The 16,779-nt window shown below is 37.3% G+C and carries 12 protein-coding genes; 7 read left to right on the top strand and 5 right to left on the bottom strand.

Features of this window, described 5'->3' with window-relative positions; all coding sequences use genetic code 11:
• The first annotated feature begins 537 nt into the window (after positions 1-537).
• Both LEP1GSC202_RS02440 and LEP1GSC202_RS02435 read left to right on the top strand, forming a co-directional pair.
• Complete coding sequence (locus LEP1GSC202_RS02440; protein ID WP_015676091.1) at positions 538-2,931, top strand: S8 family peptidase; 2,394 nt, start codon at positions 538-540, stop codon at positions 2,929-2,931.
• Positions 2,932-2,950: 19 nt separating this feature from the next.
• Positions 2,951-3,487: a hypothetical protein gene (locus LEP1GSC202_RS02435; RefSeq protein ID WP_015676085.1), complete on the top strand. Its 537-nt coding sequence runs from the start codon at positions 2,951-2,953 to the stop codon at positions 3,485-3,487.
• A gap of 42 nt (positions 3,488-3,529) precedes the next feature.
• On the opposite strand, the gene LEP1GSC202_RS02430 is transcribed toward LEP1GSC202_RS02435, so the two are convergent.
• Both LEP1GSC202_RS02430 and LEP1GSC202_RS02425 read right to left on the bottom strand, forming a co-directional pair.
• A complete protein-coding gene (locus LEP1GSC202_RS02430) occupies positions 3,530-5,311 on the bottom strand; it encodes a methyl-accepting chemotaxis protein (protein ID WP_015676076.1) in 1,782 nt (593 codons plus the stop codon).
• Between the two features lie 135 nt (positions 5,312-5,446).
• Positions 5,447-6,646, bottom strand: coding sequence for a metallophosphoesterase (locus LEP1GSC202_RS02425; protein WP_015676040.1), 1,200 nt, complete (start codon positions 6,644-6,646; stop codon positions 5,447-5,449).
• Positions 6,647-6,716: 70 nt separating this feature from the next.
• On the opposite strand from LEP1GSC202_RS02425, the gene LEP1GSC202_RS02420 reads away from it, so the two are divergent.
• Complete coding sequence (locus tag LEP1GSC202_RS02420) at positions 6,717-8,225, top strand: malate:quinone oxidoreductase (RefSeq protein WP_015676094.1); 1,509 nt, start codon at positions 6,717-6,719, stop codon at positions 8,223-8,225.
• On the opposite strand, the gene LEP1GSC202_RS02415 is transcribed toward LEP1GSC202_RS02420, so the two are convergent.
• Positions 8,218-9,417, bottom strand: coding sequence for an OmpA family protein (locus tag LEP1GSC202_RS02415; protein WP_015676047.1), 1,200 nt, complete (start codon positions 9,415-9,417; stop codon positions 8,218-8,220). The two genes, LEP1GSC202_RS02420 and LEP1GSC202_RS02415, sit on opposite strands and share 8 nt — an antisense overlap.
• A 153-nt stretch (positions 9,418-9,570) precedes the next feature.
• Between LEP1GSC202_RS02415 and LEP1GSC202_RS02410 the strand changes: the two genes are divergently transcribed.
• From LEP1GSC202_RS02410 to LEP1GSC202_RS02395, 4 genes are all read left to right on the top strand, one after another.
• Positions 9,571-10,755 (top strand): NAD(P)/FAD-dependent oxidoreductase, encoded by a 1,185-nt coding sequence (locus tag LEP1GSC202_RS02410; RefSeq protein ID WP_015676086.1) that lies wholly within the window; start codon positions 9,571-9,573, stop codon positions 10,753-10,755.
• Complete coding sequence (locus LEP1GSC202_RS02405; RefSeq protein ID WP_015676081.1) at positions 10,752-11,696, top strand: sigma factor; 945 nt, start codon at positions 10,752-10,754, stop codon at positions 11,694-11,696. Before LEP1GSC202_RS02410 ends, LEP1GSC202_RS02405 begins: the two co-directional genes overlap by 4 nt.
• Before the next feature lie 106 nt (positions 11,697-11,802).
• A complete protein-coding gene (locus LEP1GSC202_RS02400) occupies positions 11,803-14,154 on the top strand; it encodes an ATP-binding protein (protein WP_083929972.1) in 2,352 nt (783 codons plus the stop codon).
• 9 nt (positions 14,155-14,163) lie between these two features.
• A complete protein-coding gene (locus LEP1GSC202_RS02395) occupies positions 14,164-14,898 on the top strand; it encodes an SDR family NAD(P)-dependent oxidoreductase (RefSeq protein WP_015676087.1) in 735 nt (244 codons plus the stop codon).
• A 34-nt stretch (positions 14,899-14,932) separates the two neighbouring features.
• Here the strand turns inward: LEP1GSC202_RS02395 and LEP1GSC202_RS02390 are convergent, their stop codons facing one another.
• Positions 14,933-15,958: a BPSS1187 family protein gene (locus LEP1GSC202_RS02390; protein ID WP_156825330.1), complete on the bottom strand. Its 1,026-nt coding sequence runs from the start codon at positions 15,956-15,958 to the stop codon at positions 14,933-14,935.
• Positions 15,959-16,160: 202 nt separating this feature from the next.
• Positions 16,161-16,775 (bottom strand): SCO family protein, encoded by a 615-nt coding sequence (locus LEP1GSC202_RS02385; protein ID WP_244147615.1) that lies wholly within the window; start codon positions 16,773-16,775, stop codon positions 16,161-16,163.
• Between the last annotated feature and the right edge of the window lie 4 nt (positions 16,776-16,779).

The raw sequence follows: 16,779 nt of genomic DNA, 5'->3' as shown, positions 1-16,779 counted from the left end.
TACCATCAGCCGAATGCTGTGATAACTACACCTAGTCTTCATTTGAGAGAACGTTTCCATTCCCTCGGTTTTTTCTCGCTAGAATTGTCTTGGAGTCACGCTACTGTGTATGTTGTAAAAGATCTTCATTAGCAATCAAGTCAGTTCCCTTCCGGGCTTCACTCAATCACCGTTTCACCATCATTGGGAATGTACACTTACAGTCAACCAACTTTTATAAAAATTGTTCCGGATTATGAGGCTTTTTGCACTTTTTTTAGGAGGAATTGTTTGGTCTTCGCTCAGAGGCTTACGGTGGGGTAGTTAAAAAAAGAATTATGTCACATAAGTGAGCACGGCAACACAAACCATGCATCTTATTCAATAATTCACCCAATTTTATCCGTTAAGAAAGCTACAAGAACTAAACTCAGATAACGGTTATTAGTTTATATAAAAGCAAACAAGTGTTCGGTAACATCAAACTGCCGCTAAATTCTTGTTTGTTTTTAAATTTCCATTGACATAAACAGCTGTTACAATAGAACATTTTGCACTATGCGAACAAAAAACAACAATCGAAAAAAAATTTTATTTTTCACCCTATTGGTTTTATTTGGATTTGCGATCAATTGTGAAAAAAAACAAACAAATCGTAGTGGCCTATTCACTTCACTTTTCTACACACCACCTTCAATAAATTCACTAGATCCAATCAATAACCCGATCCAAGATGGAGGAGAAATACAAGCTAGTATCGTTGTTGAAAAAATTAAATCTGGTGAGTATCAAATCAACCCAGGTGGTCCACAGTTTGGCAAGGTTGGGATTCTTGGATCCTATACTAATTTACCAGATGCAAATACCATTTATCATGACGCTATGCCCAATATTGGGAAGATCATACCGAATCGACTCGAAATCAACATCAAAAGAATAATTATCATTTCAGAGGACGGGAAAGCCTTTGAAACTGATTTTACTTCTAAGAAAGTTGACATTTTTAAATTTGGAAAAGAATCACCTGGAATCGCCTCTCTCTCCCAAATTCCAAAAGGAATCTACAAATCGATTCAATTTGTTTTAGATTCAGACCAAGGAAAGGCTGAGATCAATGGAGAAAGTTTTGGCTTCCAATTATCTACAGGGACGTCTTTTGAAATCAAGGGACAATTTGAAGTTCTTACCGGACTGACAACAAATCTCAAAATCAATTTTGATCTCAGCCAATTGCAATATGATTCTTCTTCAAATTCATTTATCCTTTCCAATCAAATTTGCAATCTTTCGAAAGCTACATTTGAACTTCCTTATACACCAGGTATTCTCATTCTCAAATTAAAAAATCCGATTGAAAATTTTGATTCTAAAAAAGTAGGAATCAAAGAAATTGATAATATTTTAGAAAAATATTCGTTACTTAGTATTTTACCATTTGTGACAGAAGATACAAATGTTGATTCAGAAACTGCAGAACTCATAGGCTTAAACCGAACCTATTTCCTTCTATTTGAAGCAAAAGTAGATTTACTCCAAGTCAACTTCGCTCTTGCAAACCTACCTGAAATCGAGTGGGTGACTACAAATACAAAAGTAGAAGCTGATGCTGTTCCGAATGATCCTGAAGCCAATACCGGTTGTTTTTTCTGCTCTAAGTACCAAACTGCTTACTTAACAGCCATTAATGCTTACAATGGCTGGAATGTCACTACAGGTTCTAGTGGAGTCAAGATTGCGGTCATTGATACTGGAATCGATGATACCCATCCAGATTTAGTCGGCAAGATCATCCAAAATAGGTCCTTTGAACCTGCCACATGCTACCATTGGGGAATCTTTCCTTATGAATGTGTCGCTCATCGGGAAGTTTCCAGGCCTTTATTCAATGGAGCCAATGGATGGGATCATGGAACGCATGTTGCCGGAACCATTGGGGCAGCGACTAACAATGGAGTAGGAATTGCAGGGATCACTTGGTCGAACCCAATCATTTCTATTAATGTTTTCTATCCGAATGCAATGATGACTGCTATATCAAGCGATCGCCTAATCGCATATGGAATATTAGAAGCAATTAACGGTGGAGCTAAAGTTATTAACATGAGTTTAGGTGGATATGGTTATGAATATTGCCAATGGGCATGTCTGGTAAGAGTTCATACATATTCTTTATCAAGAGATGCTGTTCGTTATGGTGAGGCAAAGCGAATCGTAATGGTTGCATCATCAGGAAATGATAATAGAAGAATTGCACCTTACCCAGGCAACCCGCAAAATCAGGGCGCATTTCCCGCATCTTTTAATGAAGTCATTTCGGTAGGGAATTTAGATACATCAAATTCTTTTGGATTAAGGTATCCAGATTCAAATTTTGGAAAAGTAGATATTGCGGCACCAGGTAGTTTCATTTTATCTACTTCGACAAACGGTAGTTATATTTTTAAGACAGGAACTTCTATGGCTGCCCCAATGGTTTCAGGTCTTGCCGCTCTCATTCTCTCTGTTGATTCCAACTACCATCCGAAAGATATTTTAAAAGCGATGTGTAGCAAAGCAACTGCTCTTACCCAAACGGGAAGCCCTGAAACTGACAGAGAATATTTTGGCTGTGGAAGGATCAATATTGGCGCCACTCTTGCTACATTAGTACCACCACCGCAAAGACCAAATATCGTTGCCGATTGTGGTGCCATCGAGCAAGCTCCATGCTCTGCTGGGCGTTGGTTTTTACCATGGGATTATCAATTTGTTGCCACCGGGGGAACACCACCATACCATTGGACATATGAAGAAGGTAGTTTACCAACTAATTCCTGGTTAGAAGCACATTCAGGGCGTTTGATTGGGGAACCGACATGGTGGTTTGGTCCTGGCTGGACTTTTCTAGTACGAGTCACGGATTCTGCGGGACAAACGGATATTCGCAGTTTTTATTTTGCATCGGGACTATAATAGGAGTTAATTTAAAATCATGAAAAATCAAATGCAATATATCAAATCATTTCTGCCGTTCCTAATCTTTACATTTTTCGCGACTTGCATTATGGTTTCCTGCAAAGAATCAAGGACAGATTCCGGGTTAATTCCTCTTTCATTGATCACTCTTGCTAAAGAGGCAGAAGATCAAGAAAAACTCAATCAGTGTATGGGGATTCTACCACCAGGTTATGTTTGTACAGCTGATTTGACCCCTTACCCAACTAGTATTTTACGAGCAGAACTTAGAAATGGAAGCGAACTGATATCTTCCGTTAATACTTCAGATTTACCCTATCATTCGGGCGGTTGCGTTAAATATTACAAAATAACGTGGAACGATGGGTCAGATTATAAAAGTTCAACTCTTTTCTTTTGGAATGGCAAACTCAAAGGAGTATGCGCTATTAGCATGGCAAAAACAAACGGAGAAGTAAAGAGCTACTTACTAGATATATCTGAAGAAGATGGTGTAATCGAAAAAATATCAGAAATCAATTCAAATGGCCTTACATTAAAATTCTATCGGTAATAGATCAGAATGTAACAAAATAGAGTGGAATCGATTGTAATCTCAAAATCGAAATCGGGATACGATCTTTTCCATAGAGTCTGATACCAATTGCAATCGATTGGCTTCTTCAGAAATTTGAGCGAAAGTCGTCGAAATTTGGGAATGATTTTCCCATAACTCTTGTAAGTTGGAATTGGAGTTTTCCGTATAAATTGTTTGTAACTCCATTTCACTAGTGATTTTTTCGGCGTCCAATTGGAATTCGCCGACCAACTCTTTTAACGATTTCACATTTTCCGAATTCGTTTCACTGGTTCGGCCAAACATTTGAACCACTTGCGATATCTCTTCAAATTTCGATTTTACGTCTTCGTTGGTTTTGATGATATCTTTCATCGATTCCAAACTTTCTTTGGATGCAACTTGGGATAATTTGACAACACGTTTAATCTCTTCGATGTTTTTTGCAGTTTCATCCGCAAGCCGAGAAACCTCACTGGCAACCACGGCAAATCCACGACCCATGGAACCCGCACGCGCCGCTTCTATTGATGCATTTAGAGAAAGCAAATTCACTCTATCAGAAATATCTTCTACAATGGAGATGGCCGATTTAATATTTTCACTCATTTGGTTCATTTGTTCTACTTTTTCAAAAGCAGATTGAATGGCTTCTTTTGCCAGCTTCACTGTTCCAATGGAATGGATTGTATTTTGAGCCAGTTCTTCCGCTTTTTGAGAAAGATTTGTCATCTCGTTTGTGACAGCAGTGAGTTCTTTTGCTAAAAAATGAGTTTTTTCTTTTTGGGTTAATACTCGTTCATAAGTAGCTTTCGATAAACTTTGGATTTGGTTAACAGAATCAAATGTAGAATCAAGTTTGTTTTTTTCGGAAACCACTTGAGAATCAATCACCACTCCCTTATCTAATATCGTTTTTGATGTTTCAGATAAGGATACAGCTTCTTTTTTTGCTGTTTGGAAATAAGATCGCAACGAATCCATAAATAAATTTAACCGAGCTATGGTATGACTCAAATTGGTGGCGGAGAGTTGTGGGATGGTATCGGCAAGTTCTCCTTTTGATAATTTTTCAATGGAATGATTCAGATTCCCAATATCATCCTTTAACGATTTGCTGCCAACGTAAGCCGAATAAATCATGATGACAACCATCATAACAAAGACAATTGGCATTTGGTAAACCCAATAAGGAGATCGAAAATCAGTTGCAAGAATTAAAAACAAATAATAACCAAAGGTTAACATTGGTAAAATGGCAACAGCCATCATGGTAAAAAGATTACGTTGGAAAACTCCGAATATACGAAACTTGGATTCATCCAAATGGATCTCTGCAAACAGTTTGTTTTTTAGAACAGAACTTAAATAGACTTCTGTTTGAAAATAAAATGCCAAATATATAATCGGAACAAGCATTACACAAGCATATGGTAAGGCTAATATTTCAGCCACAGGCAAATCCAAAGCGGAAATTGCCAAGAGTGAAAAACCAAATATAGAAACAGTCCATCGAATGAGGATTACTTTCCCTTCCCAGTGAGGGTGTTCGAGTAATCCCTTTTTCAAATCTGACAATGTTTTTATGTTCGAATCATTATTATAATTTAACAAATGTTTGAGTCTATGATTTCTTAGTGTAATTCCTACGACCAAGGGGACAAGAGATAGCAGTGTTCCAATAATTGCGAGTTTTAAAAGTGTATCTGAATCAAAACTCGAAGCGAATAAACAAAAGTTGATAAAATAAGGAAAAATCAATAAGTACAAAGGTGCTTCGATGGCAAACGTCAACTTCCTGATCAACTGATTTTCTGTCATTCCCCTGGAACCATCCTTTCTCTTTGACAATGATTTTAGAAAAGGGACAAGTCATCATCCATTTTCATTTTTTTCATTAAGAAACAGAATGTAGTAATGGTTCAGAGTGAACGATTGTCTGCCAAAACCGAAAGATTATTCTACCGATTGTAAAGTTAACACGGAAATTTCAGAAGGAGCCCCTAATCGAAAGGGAGGACCCCAATACCCTGTTCCCCGACTTACATATATCTGAGTTCCTTTGTATTGGTGGAGTCCTGCAACAAATTTTTGAGCAAAATAAATCAATACATTGCCTGGAAAAAATTGACCACCATGAGTATGGCCAGAGATTTGAAGATCAAATCCAACTTTATTTGCTTCATAAATACTATTCGGTTGGTGAGCAAGTAGGATTTTATAATCACAACTTTCCCCTCCGAGCATGGCTCGATGGGGATTTGTTTGGTGTGATTTGATCATAGATCCAGCAGTTAAGTCTGTCACACCTGCCATGAGTAAATTGGACTCACCCACATGAATGATTTTATTTTCATTCAGTAAGATGTGGATACCTAACTTTTCAATTTCAGGTAACCAAGACAACACTCCCGAATAATATTCGTGGTTTCCGGTAACATAAAAAGTCCCATATTTGGATTTGATATCGGCAAGGGGTTTTAGATGGTGTTTGAGAGTGGCCGACGGACCATCCACAAGATCTCCTGTGATGACAACAACATCTGGTAATTGTAAATTGATTTTTCCGACAACACGGCGGAGGAATTTTTCTTTAATTGTTGGTCCAATGTGTACGTCAGAGATTTGAACAATTTTGAATCCTTGGAGGTCTCGGTGTAAATTTTGCACTGGGATTTTGGTTTTTTTGTATTTCAGGCGAACATGAGCATTGTAGAATCCAAGTGAACTGAGGGCCGTTGCAACGACAATGGTTGAAAAAGCCAAACTGAAGTTTTTCACTTCTGTCACACCGTCGATTGGGAATCCTAATTGGAGTAAGGTGGAAAATAGAAACCTAGAATAATCTGAGATAATCCCAAAGTCTAATACCCGAAGTAGGTCCATCACAAGCACCAAGGTGAAGAGGATGGAGAAAAATCCAAAATGAGTAAAACTTAGATAGGCAAAAAAAGTTTGGGTTTTCTCCCTTTTGGATACCCTACTGAATATATAGGTCACAGGAACTAGGATTACTAAGGCACCGATACCTACTAAAATCAGTGTCACAATCGGTCCATTCAGTGAAAGTCCTGAGATCAAACGAAAGGTAGAATAGTAATAGATAAATCCAAGTAAGGATGTCAGAACGGACAAAAATAGAAAGAATACTTTCAAACAGATAACCTTTTCTATTGGACAGGTTTTTGATAAAGAAAGTCTCGAATATTGACGTCAGTAGGATAGAATGAAAGAAAAAGAACCAGTTCGAACCAAATCCGATGTGATTCTCATTGGAGCAGGAATCATGAGTGCCACTCTCGGGGTCTTGTTAAAAGAATTAAATCCTAAATTAACAATCACAGTTTTGGAAAGACTAGATGCTGCAGCACGCGAAAGTTCTAATGCTTGGAACAATGCAGGAACTGGGCATTCTGCTTTTTGCGAATTGAACTATACTGTTGAAAACGAAGATGGTTCGATTCAAACAAAAAAAGCACTGCAAATCGCAGAATCATTTGAAATCTCTAAAGAGTTTTGGGCCTACCTTTCTGGAATCAAACAAATCATTGATCCAGAAGACTTCATTCATTCCGTTCCTCATTATAGTTTTGTTTGGGGAGAAGAAAATGTCAGCTTTTTGGAAAAACGATTTCATGCTTTAAAACAATATGAGTTGTTTAACGGGCTGATTTATACAGAAGATAGAAAAACAATTTCAGAATGGCTTCCTCTCGTTATGAAAGGCAGAGACCCTTATGAGAAGATCGCAGCTACAAAAATGGATTTAGGTACTGATGTAAATTTCGGAACATTAACGCGCGCTATGTTTCGATATTTAGAAAGTTTTCCAGATGTCCATGTCCATTATTTTGAAGATGTAAAAGATTTGGAGAGAAGTGAAAACGGCCATTGGCATCTAACATCAAATAATTTACAAACTCATGAAAAAGAACACCATGAAGCAAAATTTGTTTTCATTGGTGCTGGTGGAGGAAGCCTACCTCTTCTTGAAAAATCGGATATCCCTGAAGCAGAAGGATTTGGAGGATTCCCTGTGAGTGGGCAATGGTTGCGCTGTAAAAACAAAACCATCATCAAAGAACATTTTGCAAAAGTTTACGGCAAAGCAAATGTTGGATCTCCTCCGATGTCTGTCCCTCATTTGGATACAAGGATCATTGAAGGAAAAAAAGAATTATTATTTGGACCTTACGCTGGATTTACGACAAAATTTTTAAAAAAAGGTTCTTATTTTGATTTAGTGAAATCATTAGAGTTTGATAATATTTTTCCAATGTTATCTGCTGGGATGCATAATTTGCCACTAACGAAATATCTCATCAGCCAAGCTCTCCAATCACATGAAGACAGAATTGAAGCTCTGAAAGAATACTTTCCTGAAGTCAAATCAGAAGACTGGGAACTAGTAGTGGCTGGGCAAAGAGTGCAAGTAATCAAAAGGGATGAAGAGGAAGGTGGGGTATTGGAATTTGGAACGGAAGTTGTATCGGCCAAAGATGGATCACTTGCCGCACTTCTTGGAGCAAGCCCTGGCGCATCCACATCCGTTTCCATCATGTTAGAGGTTTTGTCAGATTGTTTTCCAGAACAGATGAAATCCAAAGAATGGAATGAAAAACTAAAAACAATGATCCCTAGCTTCGGAGAGTCCATGAAGGACAATCCGAACCTTTGCACTATGAGTAGAAAACGAACGGAAGAGTTACTTGGTTTGAAAACCTATGTTACTTAATTTTTTTCCTAAGTTCGATCACTACCTTTTCTTTTGATTCCACAGTGTAAAGCGCTGATCCTTGTGTGGAATCAATGATTCGTCTTGGATTTACACCTTTCTCTCGTAAAACACGCGAGATTGCTTGTGCTCTTTCAAATCCTAAATCATAATTTTCATAATTTCCTGGTAGGTCTTCTTTGTAAGGGGAAGTATAGGTGATGACAAGGATGTCATATTCCTTGTATTCATTTTCCAAACTCCGCGCAATGGCATCAAGTCTTGCCCTTCCTTCCAAGTGGATGCGGCTCGAAGGTAAATCAAAGATCTCACTCGCAAAGAATACAAATCGTTCGAGTTTCGATTCTAAATTCTCATTCGATTTGTTGTTTGGATCGGAAGTGGCCGTATCAATTACTTTTTTTGGAGCTTCGTCTAACACGAGATTGTCTTTTTTAGATAGTGAAAAGTTGAGACCAACACCAAATTTGATCGCTGTCTCTTCATAGTTCCCACGATTGCGAAAACCCGATGACGGTACTTTGTAATTGACTATATAGGTATTGGCATGTTCCACTTCGGAACTAATAAAAAATCGATCATTGAAATGGTAACGAAATCCCAAACTTCCAAATACACGATTGACATTGCCACCATATAACCTTTCGTAACCGGCTCCACCTCCAACTCGAAGATAAGGATCAAATGGGCTATTGGGATTAAAATGGAAAAATAAATTCAAATCAGCAGTGCCTGCGTTATAAAAATCACGAGTCCTTTGTAAATAAACTTGGATCACATCGGTGATGCTTAAGGTCATTAATTGACTTGATACATTAATCGGTTGGAGGGCTAATAAAGTGATGAGTCTCGTATCAACGGTTCTAAAATGAGCAGCGGTAATGACTTGGTTTGTGACAGCAAGTCCAATGCCAAAGTATTTGAACAGTCCGTACTCAAATCCAAGTTCACCACCTCGGCTGGAAAGCCTTGTCCTTGCCTCAGAAATTTCCTGGTAAATTAAGTAGTTTAGAACTCGATCACTTGTGTTCGATGAAATGGTATTGAGGGCAAGGTAATTGGGGAAGTTGTGATTATAAACAGCTTTTTGGATGGTTCCAGAGTTGTTTCCGAGGCCACCGGTTCCCATCCCATAAAAAATCAAATTTCCTTTATCAAATCCTTGTGAAAAAAGGTTTTGTATTGGGGACATTATGACCACAAAAAAGCTTATTATGATCAATCTTTGTTTCCATTTCTGCATGGGTGATCTTGGCCCAATATCGCTTGTTACTGCAAGTTCATTTTTTTTCTAAAATCTGTCACAAATGACCACCCGCCAATCGTCCTGTAGGTGAGGTATCCAATGAAAACAAATGTAGTGATTTTAGGGGCAGGTTATGCAGGCATTTTATGTGCCAATCGATTGGAAAAACAAAACAAAAATTGTAAAATCACACTTCTCTCTGATCAATTTTATTTCCAAGAGCGAATCCGATTCCATGAATTTGCCGTAGGTAGGACCAAGAAGAGAATTCTGATCCAGGAATTCTTACGTAAAAACATCGACTTTCAATTGGGAAAAGTTACAAATATTGATCCCAAAAAGAACAAGGTGGCTTTCAAATCGCATCACGGAGAACAATCCATATCCTATGATTACCTAGTGGTAGCGATCGGAAGTGGGAAGATAAAACCAATAAACCCTGAGGAAAATTCCATCCAATCCGAAAATGCTTTGGTAACTTTCCAAATCAAAAAAGATCCAAACCAAATCAAAAACATATGCATATTAGGTGGTGGACTAACGGGTATCGAACTAGCAACAGAATGGAAAGAAAGATTTCCAAATGCAAACGTAACGATCGTTGATACAAAGGAATTGGGACATTCCTTTTCTGAGAAAGGAAAAGCCCATCTTAAAAAAACATTCGTTAGGATGGGAATCAATACCATTGAAAACAATGCCATACAATCGATTCAGAATGGGAAAATCACATTCCAAAACAAAACAAACTTGGAATATGATTGCCTTATGAATTGTACAGGATTTCAAGCGGAATCTCTGGTTGGCAAATCAGAATTACATACAAACGCAAAAGAACAAATTTATGTTGATGGTTTTTTACGATCAAAGCAGTATTCAAATCTTTTTGCGATTGGAGATGTCGCCAAACTCAATGATTCCATCTTACGTATGGGATGTGTCACAGCACTACCAATGGGCGCCTATGTGGCAGATACCATCACCCAAATTATCAAAAACAAAAAGCCATCGGAGTTTCAGTTTCAATTTTTTGGAAGGTGTGTTTCTTTGGGTAGAAATGATGGGATCATCCAATTTACATATGGTGATGATTCTCCCAAGGAATGGATCTTGAAAGGAAAATGGGCAGCCTGGATAAAAGAATGTGTCAATCGATTCACTTTGTTTTCTCTTTATATGGAAAAACATTTGCCTTGCCGATTTTACTTTTGGCCAAAAGGGAATCTTTTCCAAAAACAACATTGGAATGAAACGATAAGGGAAACAAAGAAAGTCACGCGATGAATGATTTAAATTCTTTTTTAGATTGGAAAACGTATCTTTTTTCAATAGCATACCGGATAACAGGAAGTTATTCGGATGCAGAAGATATTGTGCAAGAAAGTTACCTCAAATGGCTTTCCTTAAATACTTCAAAGATAGACAACCCAAAGTCTTATTTAGGCAGTGTTGTCGCAAGACTTGCGTTTGATTTGTTGAAAAAATCATCCAGAAAAAAAGAAACTTACATTGGTCCTTATCTACCGGAACCAATTCCAGAAATCATTGAAGGTGTTGATGAAGAAAAAATCAATTATGCATTCCTTGTCATTTTGGAAACACTCAATCCATTTGAACGAGCTGTTTTCATTTTACGAGAGTCATTCGATTTTGATTTTCTTACCATTTCCAAGGTTGTGGGCAAAAATCCGACTTATTGCCGCAAAATTTTAAGTAGAGCCAAACAGGCATTAAAAAGTCGAAAAAAAAAGTTTGAACCAGATCCCAAATTACATGCAAAATTATTTTTAGAATTTAACCTTGCTTGCGCCAAACAAGACGCAAAGTCCCTTTCGCTCCTCCTCAGAGAAGATGTGATCGCTTATTCAGATGGAGGTGGGAAAGTACATGCAGCAAGGATTCCGATTCCTGGAATCATTCGAGTTTCAACTTTACTCAAACAAACAACGAAGAAGATAGCTGATACAAGCCAAGTGTATTTTGGTTTTGCCAATCAAACCCCTGCGGTGATTGGTTATGACCCTGATGGCAAACCTATCTTTGTACAACTTTTCTCTGTAAATGAAGGAAAGATTGATCAAATCTTCAATATTGTGAACCCAGATAAATTAAAAGGGTTTCAAAACCTAGATCAATTAAGAAAATTAGGATATATACGAAAACCAAACTTACTCATCCTCTCCTTCATTGCCATAAGAAAGAAAATAGTTTCGCTATTCGGTTAGGCTTTCAGATAAATACAAAAAATTTCGTCCTAATTGATGTAACCTCGTGAAACGTTTTTTTGTTTATCTTGAACCTTTTTTTCTTTTCAGCATGATTTTCGGCAGTATGAGCTGTATTCATCAGGATTCCCCAATACCACCTAACGCCAAACAAGGCATCATTGATTTACGAAATTGGAATTTTGAAAAGGATGGGAATGTCTTCTTAAATGGAGAATGGGTCATCCACTGGAAAAACTTGGACCCAAATCCTATTAACAACTATCCAAGTTTCACGAAAATACCTGGCAATTGGACAGAAAATTTAACAGAAGTTTTACCCAATGGGTATGCCACCTTCCAGTTGAAAGTATTGGTAAACCCAAAAGTAAAATCATTTTATCTACAAAATGGTGTGACAAGGAATGCATTTCGTATCCTAGTAAGTGGGGAAACTATTTACGAATCAGGCAAACTAGGAACAGATATAAAATCGGAAGTCCCAAACATCAGTATCCAAACTGTTTCCATTCCAAAAAACGATGGAGGTGTGATTGACCTTCGTGTTCAAGTCTCCTGTTTCCATTATCATGTTTGTGGGATCGCAACACCCTACCAATTCGGAACCAATGAAACGATAAACAAATCATTTTTTGAAGCAACAAGCCGAGATATATTGGTATTTGCTTCACTTGGCACACTGGCCTTTTTTCACTTTGTATTATTTCTTTTTTGGCGAGATGAAAAAACACATTTGTATTTTTCTTTTGTTTGTTTCCTTGCTTCCATTCGTATTTTAAGTATTGGGGAAACAAGACTAATTTATAATTATCTGCCAGTTGGTCTCTACGAAATCATGATTCGGATCAATGGATTTACATTTACATTATTGTATTTGTCATTTGTTCGATACGTACAAGAAGTTTATCCTGACAAAAAGTATCAAAATATCTATTTAATCAACTATTTATTCGCCTTACTTTTGCTAATCGGAACTCCGTTTCCATCCACGGTTTATGCCAAAATTCAATCATATCATTTGATTTTATCTTTGTTTGGTTTATTTACTTTAATTTATCCGATTTTTCATGGTGTATTGATCAAAAAACCAGGTGCAAAATTCTTTTTGTTTTCCCTTGTAGCAACGATGTTACTATTTTCATTGGATATCCTTACGGAATTCGCCAAAAAGGGCACGGCATACCTTGCCCAATATGGGTTTTTAGTATTTGGATTGTCACAAGCTTTATTCATTGCAGATCGAATGATCCAAAATTTCAAAAACAAAGAAAAGCTAAAACAAGAGAAAGAGTTAGCAGTAGCAGAAGTAAAATTTAAATCAGCATTTTTATCAACCATGAGCCATGAAATTCGAACTCCCATGAATGGAATTTTAGGTATGACACAGATGTTGGGCCAATCCAATCTGAATGAGGAACAAAAAGAATATTTGAGTTTGATCCAATTCAGTGGAGAAAATCTTTTGCTCTTAATCAATGACATTCTTGATTTAACAAAATTAGAAGCAGGAAAATTTGAGTTAAGATCGGAAACTGTTGTTTTACCAAAATTCTTAAATGATATAGTTCAATTGTTTCGTTCCAAATTAAAAGACAACCATGTTCAATTTGAATTGGTATTCATAAACGAACCACCTACTTATATCTTAACAGACCAAAGACGATTCACACAAATCCTCTCAAATCTTCTCGGTAATGCCGTTAAATTTACCGAACAAGGGAAAGTAACAGTTTCACTTAAAACCATCGTTCTAAATACAAACAAATGTATTTTAAGAATTCAAATCATTGATACAGGGATTGGAATCCCTGAAGAAAAACTTCCTCTACTTTTCCAGCCGTTCCAACAAATCCATTCTCATTTGTCTGATAAAACGACAGGAACAGGTCTCGGACTCACCATTACCAAAAAAATCATAGAGGAGATGTTAGGCACAATTTCGATCGAGTCGGTATTTGGCAAAGGATCAATTTTTACAATTGAACTTCCAGTCGCAATCGGTTCATTAGAAATTAATTCTGAAATCCAAACTGAAAAACAAAACATACTCAATCTCACTGAATGGGAAAAAAACTTAGCAAGTCTCTATCCTCTTACAATATTAATCGCCGATGATGACCCAATCAATCTGAAAGTGAGTCAAATGTTTTTAAAGAAATTAGGTTACGATGCCCTACTTGCCGAAAACGGAACACAAACTCTAAAATTGGTTGAAACGGAAAATCCTGATTTCATTTTTTTAGATGTACAAATGCCTGACTTGAGTGGGATTGAAGTTACCAAACAAATCCGAAGTCAAAAAAATAGGCGCAAACAACCGATTATCATTGCACTCACAGCCAATGTAATGGAAGAAGAAAAAGAAAAATGCCTAACGTCTGGAATGGATGATTTTATGACAAAACCACTTCTCATACAAGATTTGGTTTTTATGATCAAAAAATGGTTTAAAGGATAAAAAATATTAATGGAACACACATTAGTTGTTGGAGGAACTTCCGATATTGGAGTTTGGGTAGTCGATGCACTCGCAAAACGAGGTCATTCAATTTCCATAACTGGTAGAAACAAAAAAAAATTATCTGAAATCAAAAACATTACCAAAAGTAAATACAATCTTCTGATCAGTACTTATGAATTGGATATAACCAATATGAATTCCTTTCAAAAGTTTTATGATTCACTCAAAGAAAAACCGAAACATGTTTTTGTTTTAGTAGGGTATTACGAAGACCAAATCATCGCTCGAACAGATTGGAAGGAATTAGAAAAAACAATTCAAATCAATTTTACAGGTGTTGCAGCACTTGTGAATCATATTTCACTTGCAATGGAAAAAGAAAACTATGGAACCATTACCGTTGTTAGCTCCGTTGCAGGCGAAAGAGGAAGAAAATTAAATTATATTTATGGCAGCGCAAAAGCTGGGCTTACCACCTATCTCTCTGGTTTACGTGCGTTACTTTTTCCAAAAGGAGTTCATATAGGAACCATCCTTCTTGGACCAGTGTACACAAAAATGTCTTTTGGACATAAGTTAATGCCTTGGTTGACATTGAAACCAGAAGTAGCTGGCGAAAAAATAGTAATAGCAGGTCTGAATAAAAAAGACCAAGTTTACATTCGTTGGCCATGGAGGTGGATCATGTTTATCATTCGGAACATTCCAGAATGGATTTTCAAACGACTCCCCAGCTTTTGATATTATACGAATTCGTTTTATTCCCAAAGTGGATTTAGGGATAACTGATGTAATTCCAAATCGACTGAAATCCATTGACCATCGGACAACTATGGAGTGCAGCAGATCCCATACCATTACATGCGGTCGTCACCAAACGTTTGCTATTTCCATAAGGGGAACCAACACTTGTATTTGTCAGAGCCCCAGTCATTCCCAATTGATTTAACCAAACATCCGTTACCTGATTCATGTTCCCACTAAAATTTGCAACAGTATCATTTTCATGGATAAGTCCATAATACGAACCTGCAGGTGCGGCTTGGGCATTCGAAAACCACGAAGGAATCGAAGCTGTTTGCAAACTATAATCAGAAACCCCACTATAAATGGAAACACGGCCAACTGCTCGAATTTTACCTTGGTAAGCGGCATGCCCACTCCCTTGCGAATGCCCACCAACATACACATTGGCCCAATTGATTGCACCACCAGTTAGATAACCGTCCCAACCTTCGTTCGGATACGTTCTTGAGAGATATTGTAATAAGGACAATAAACGACCCTCAATGGAATTGTTTGTGTCAACAGAAACATACGGTGACACTTGTGATCCTGTGACAACTTCGTTACGCATGGTTTCAAAACAATTTGTGTCGTTTCTTGCAGCCCCTTGGTTACAAACTGTATTCACAGCGTCAGCATTGGGATAACTGAGTCCAATCACATGGTATCCTCTCGTTGCTCCTTGTTGTAAAATGGCTCCGATCTCACAAGGTGAAGAACCAGTGCCTGGATAAAACACAGACAAAATATTTTTTTTTGTCACTCCTTGTTGTGGTGGGTAAACATGATGAGGAGCATTATCTGTGCTTATAGAGGAAGAAGTGATAGAAGGTAATATTTGGTATCTTTGTAAGGAACCAACCATCCCACTGGACGGATTGGCATTTTGACCGGCACAAGAACGAAGGTATAAATTGAGTCCAAGTAAGACCACCAAATCATCGTTTGCTTCTTTTTCTTTTTTGCAAAAAAGTAGGTTCGGGACCAAACAGAATATGAAAAAGGAAATGATCATGTGACGTGAGGTTTGTTTAAAAAATAATTGAAATGAGGAAGGAATTGACTGCATTGAAATGATAAAATTAATTCCTATCCCAGATTGGCAATCCAATTCTTTCAAACAACCCAAGCAGAAGGTAATACAGACGTTCTTGATTCGGACAAATAGTATCGAAAGATTTTTACCATCCTATTTGGTTTCATTTTTTGACATTGATTCATTTTAATGAATTGTATGTCGCAATCAATTCTTTCACATTTGTGCCAATGCCTTCCATTCTCGACACATTCATCCCATCTTTGTCAAATAAAGTGATCACTGCAGAATGATTGAATTCACCACTTGCCATTTTTTTATAATTGATCCCAAGGACAACGGACAACATTCGAACATCCTCTTCCTTACCATTGAGTAAGGTCCAATTTTGGCCAAGTCCCATTTTCTTTTTATAGTCCTTTAAAATCTCTGGTTTGTCTATTTCAGAATCAAAACTTACCAGTATAACATTGGGGGCAATACCCGTTTCAGATTGGATTTTTTTTGCCACTTGTTCCAAGTCAGTGACTAACCTAGGACAGATGGAGATACAAGACGCATAAAACATACTGATGAGAAATGGTTTACCTTTCCAGTTGGCGAAACTGACTACTTTTCCACCTTCTGTCGTCCATTGGTTTTTTAATTCCATTAAACTACCACTTGCCGGTTCACTTGCGGCGAGTAAAGGTTCGTGTTCATGGTGGTGGCTCGAACTTGAATTGTGATCATCACAAGTGATAGAAAAAAATCCTAAAACTAGGATCAAAGTGGATATAAAAAATTTTGAATTCATAAAA

The sequence above is a fragment of the Leptospira yanagawae serovar Saopaulo str. Sao Paulo = ATCC 700523 genome (assembly GCF_000332475.2).
Classification (GTDB): Bacteria; Spirochaetota; Leptospiria; order Leptospirales; family Leptospiraceae; genus Leptospira_A; species Leptospira_A yanagawae.
The sequence above is the reverse complement of the archived record's forward strand: the minus strand, read 5'-3'. Positions and strand labels throughout refer to the sequence as shown.

Excerpts from the sequence above, each read along its gene's own strand:
- LEP1GSC202_RS02440 (WP_015676091.1), top strand. The coding sequence starts at position 538 with ATGCGAACAAAAAACAACAATCGAAAAAAAATTTTATTTTTCACCCTA.
- LEP1GSC202_RS02435 (WP_015676085.1), top strand. The coding sequence starts at position 2,951 with ATGAAAAATCAAATGCAATATATCAAATCATTTCTGCCGTTCCTAATC.
- LEP1GSC202_RS02430 (WP_015676076.1), bottom strand. The coding sequence starts at position 5,311 with ATGACAGAAAATCAGTTGATCAGGAAGTTGACGTTTGCCATCGAAGCA.
- LEP1GSC202_RS02420 (WP_015676094.1), top strand. The coding sequence starts at position 6,717 with ATGAAAGAAAAAGAACCAGTTCGAACCAAATCCGATGTGATTCTCATT.
- LEP1GSC202_RS02415 (WP_015676047.1), bottom strand. The coding sequence starts at position 9,417 with ATGTCCCCAATACAAAACCTTTTTTCACAAGGATTTGATAAAGGAAAT.
- LEP1GSC202_RS02410 (WP_015676086.1), top strand. The coding sequence starts at position 9,571 with ATGAAAACAAATGTAGTGATTTTAGGGGCAGGTTATGCAGGCATTTTA.
- LEP1GSC202_RS02405 (WP_015676081.1), top strand. The coding sequence starts at position 10,752 with ATGAATGATTTAAATTCTTTTTTAGATTGGAAAACGTATCTTTTTTCA.
- LEP1GSC202_RS02400 (WP_083929972.1), top strand. The coding sequence starts at position 11,803 with ATGAGCTGTATTCATCAGGATTCCCCAATACCACCTAACGCCAAACAA.
- LEP1GSC202_RS02395 (WP_015676087.1), top strand. The coding sequence starts at position 14,164 with ATGGAACACACATTAGTTGTTGGAGGAACTTCCGATATTGGAGTTTGG.
- LEP1GSC202_RS02390 (WP_156825330.1), bottom strand. The coding sequence starts at position 15,958 with ATGATCATTTCCTTTTTCATATTCTGTTTGGTCCCGAACCTACTTTTT.
- LEP1GSC202_RS02385 (WP_244147615.1), bottom strand. The coding sequence starts at position 16,775 with ATGAATTCAAAATTTTTTATATCCACTTTGATCCTAGTTTTAGGATTT.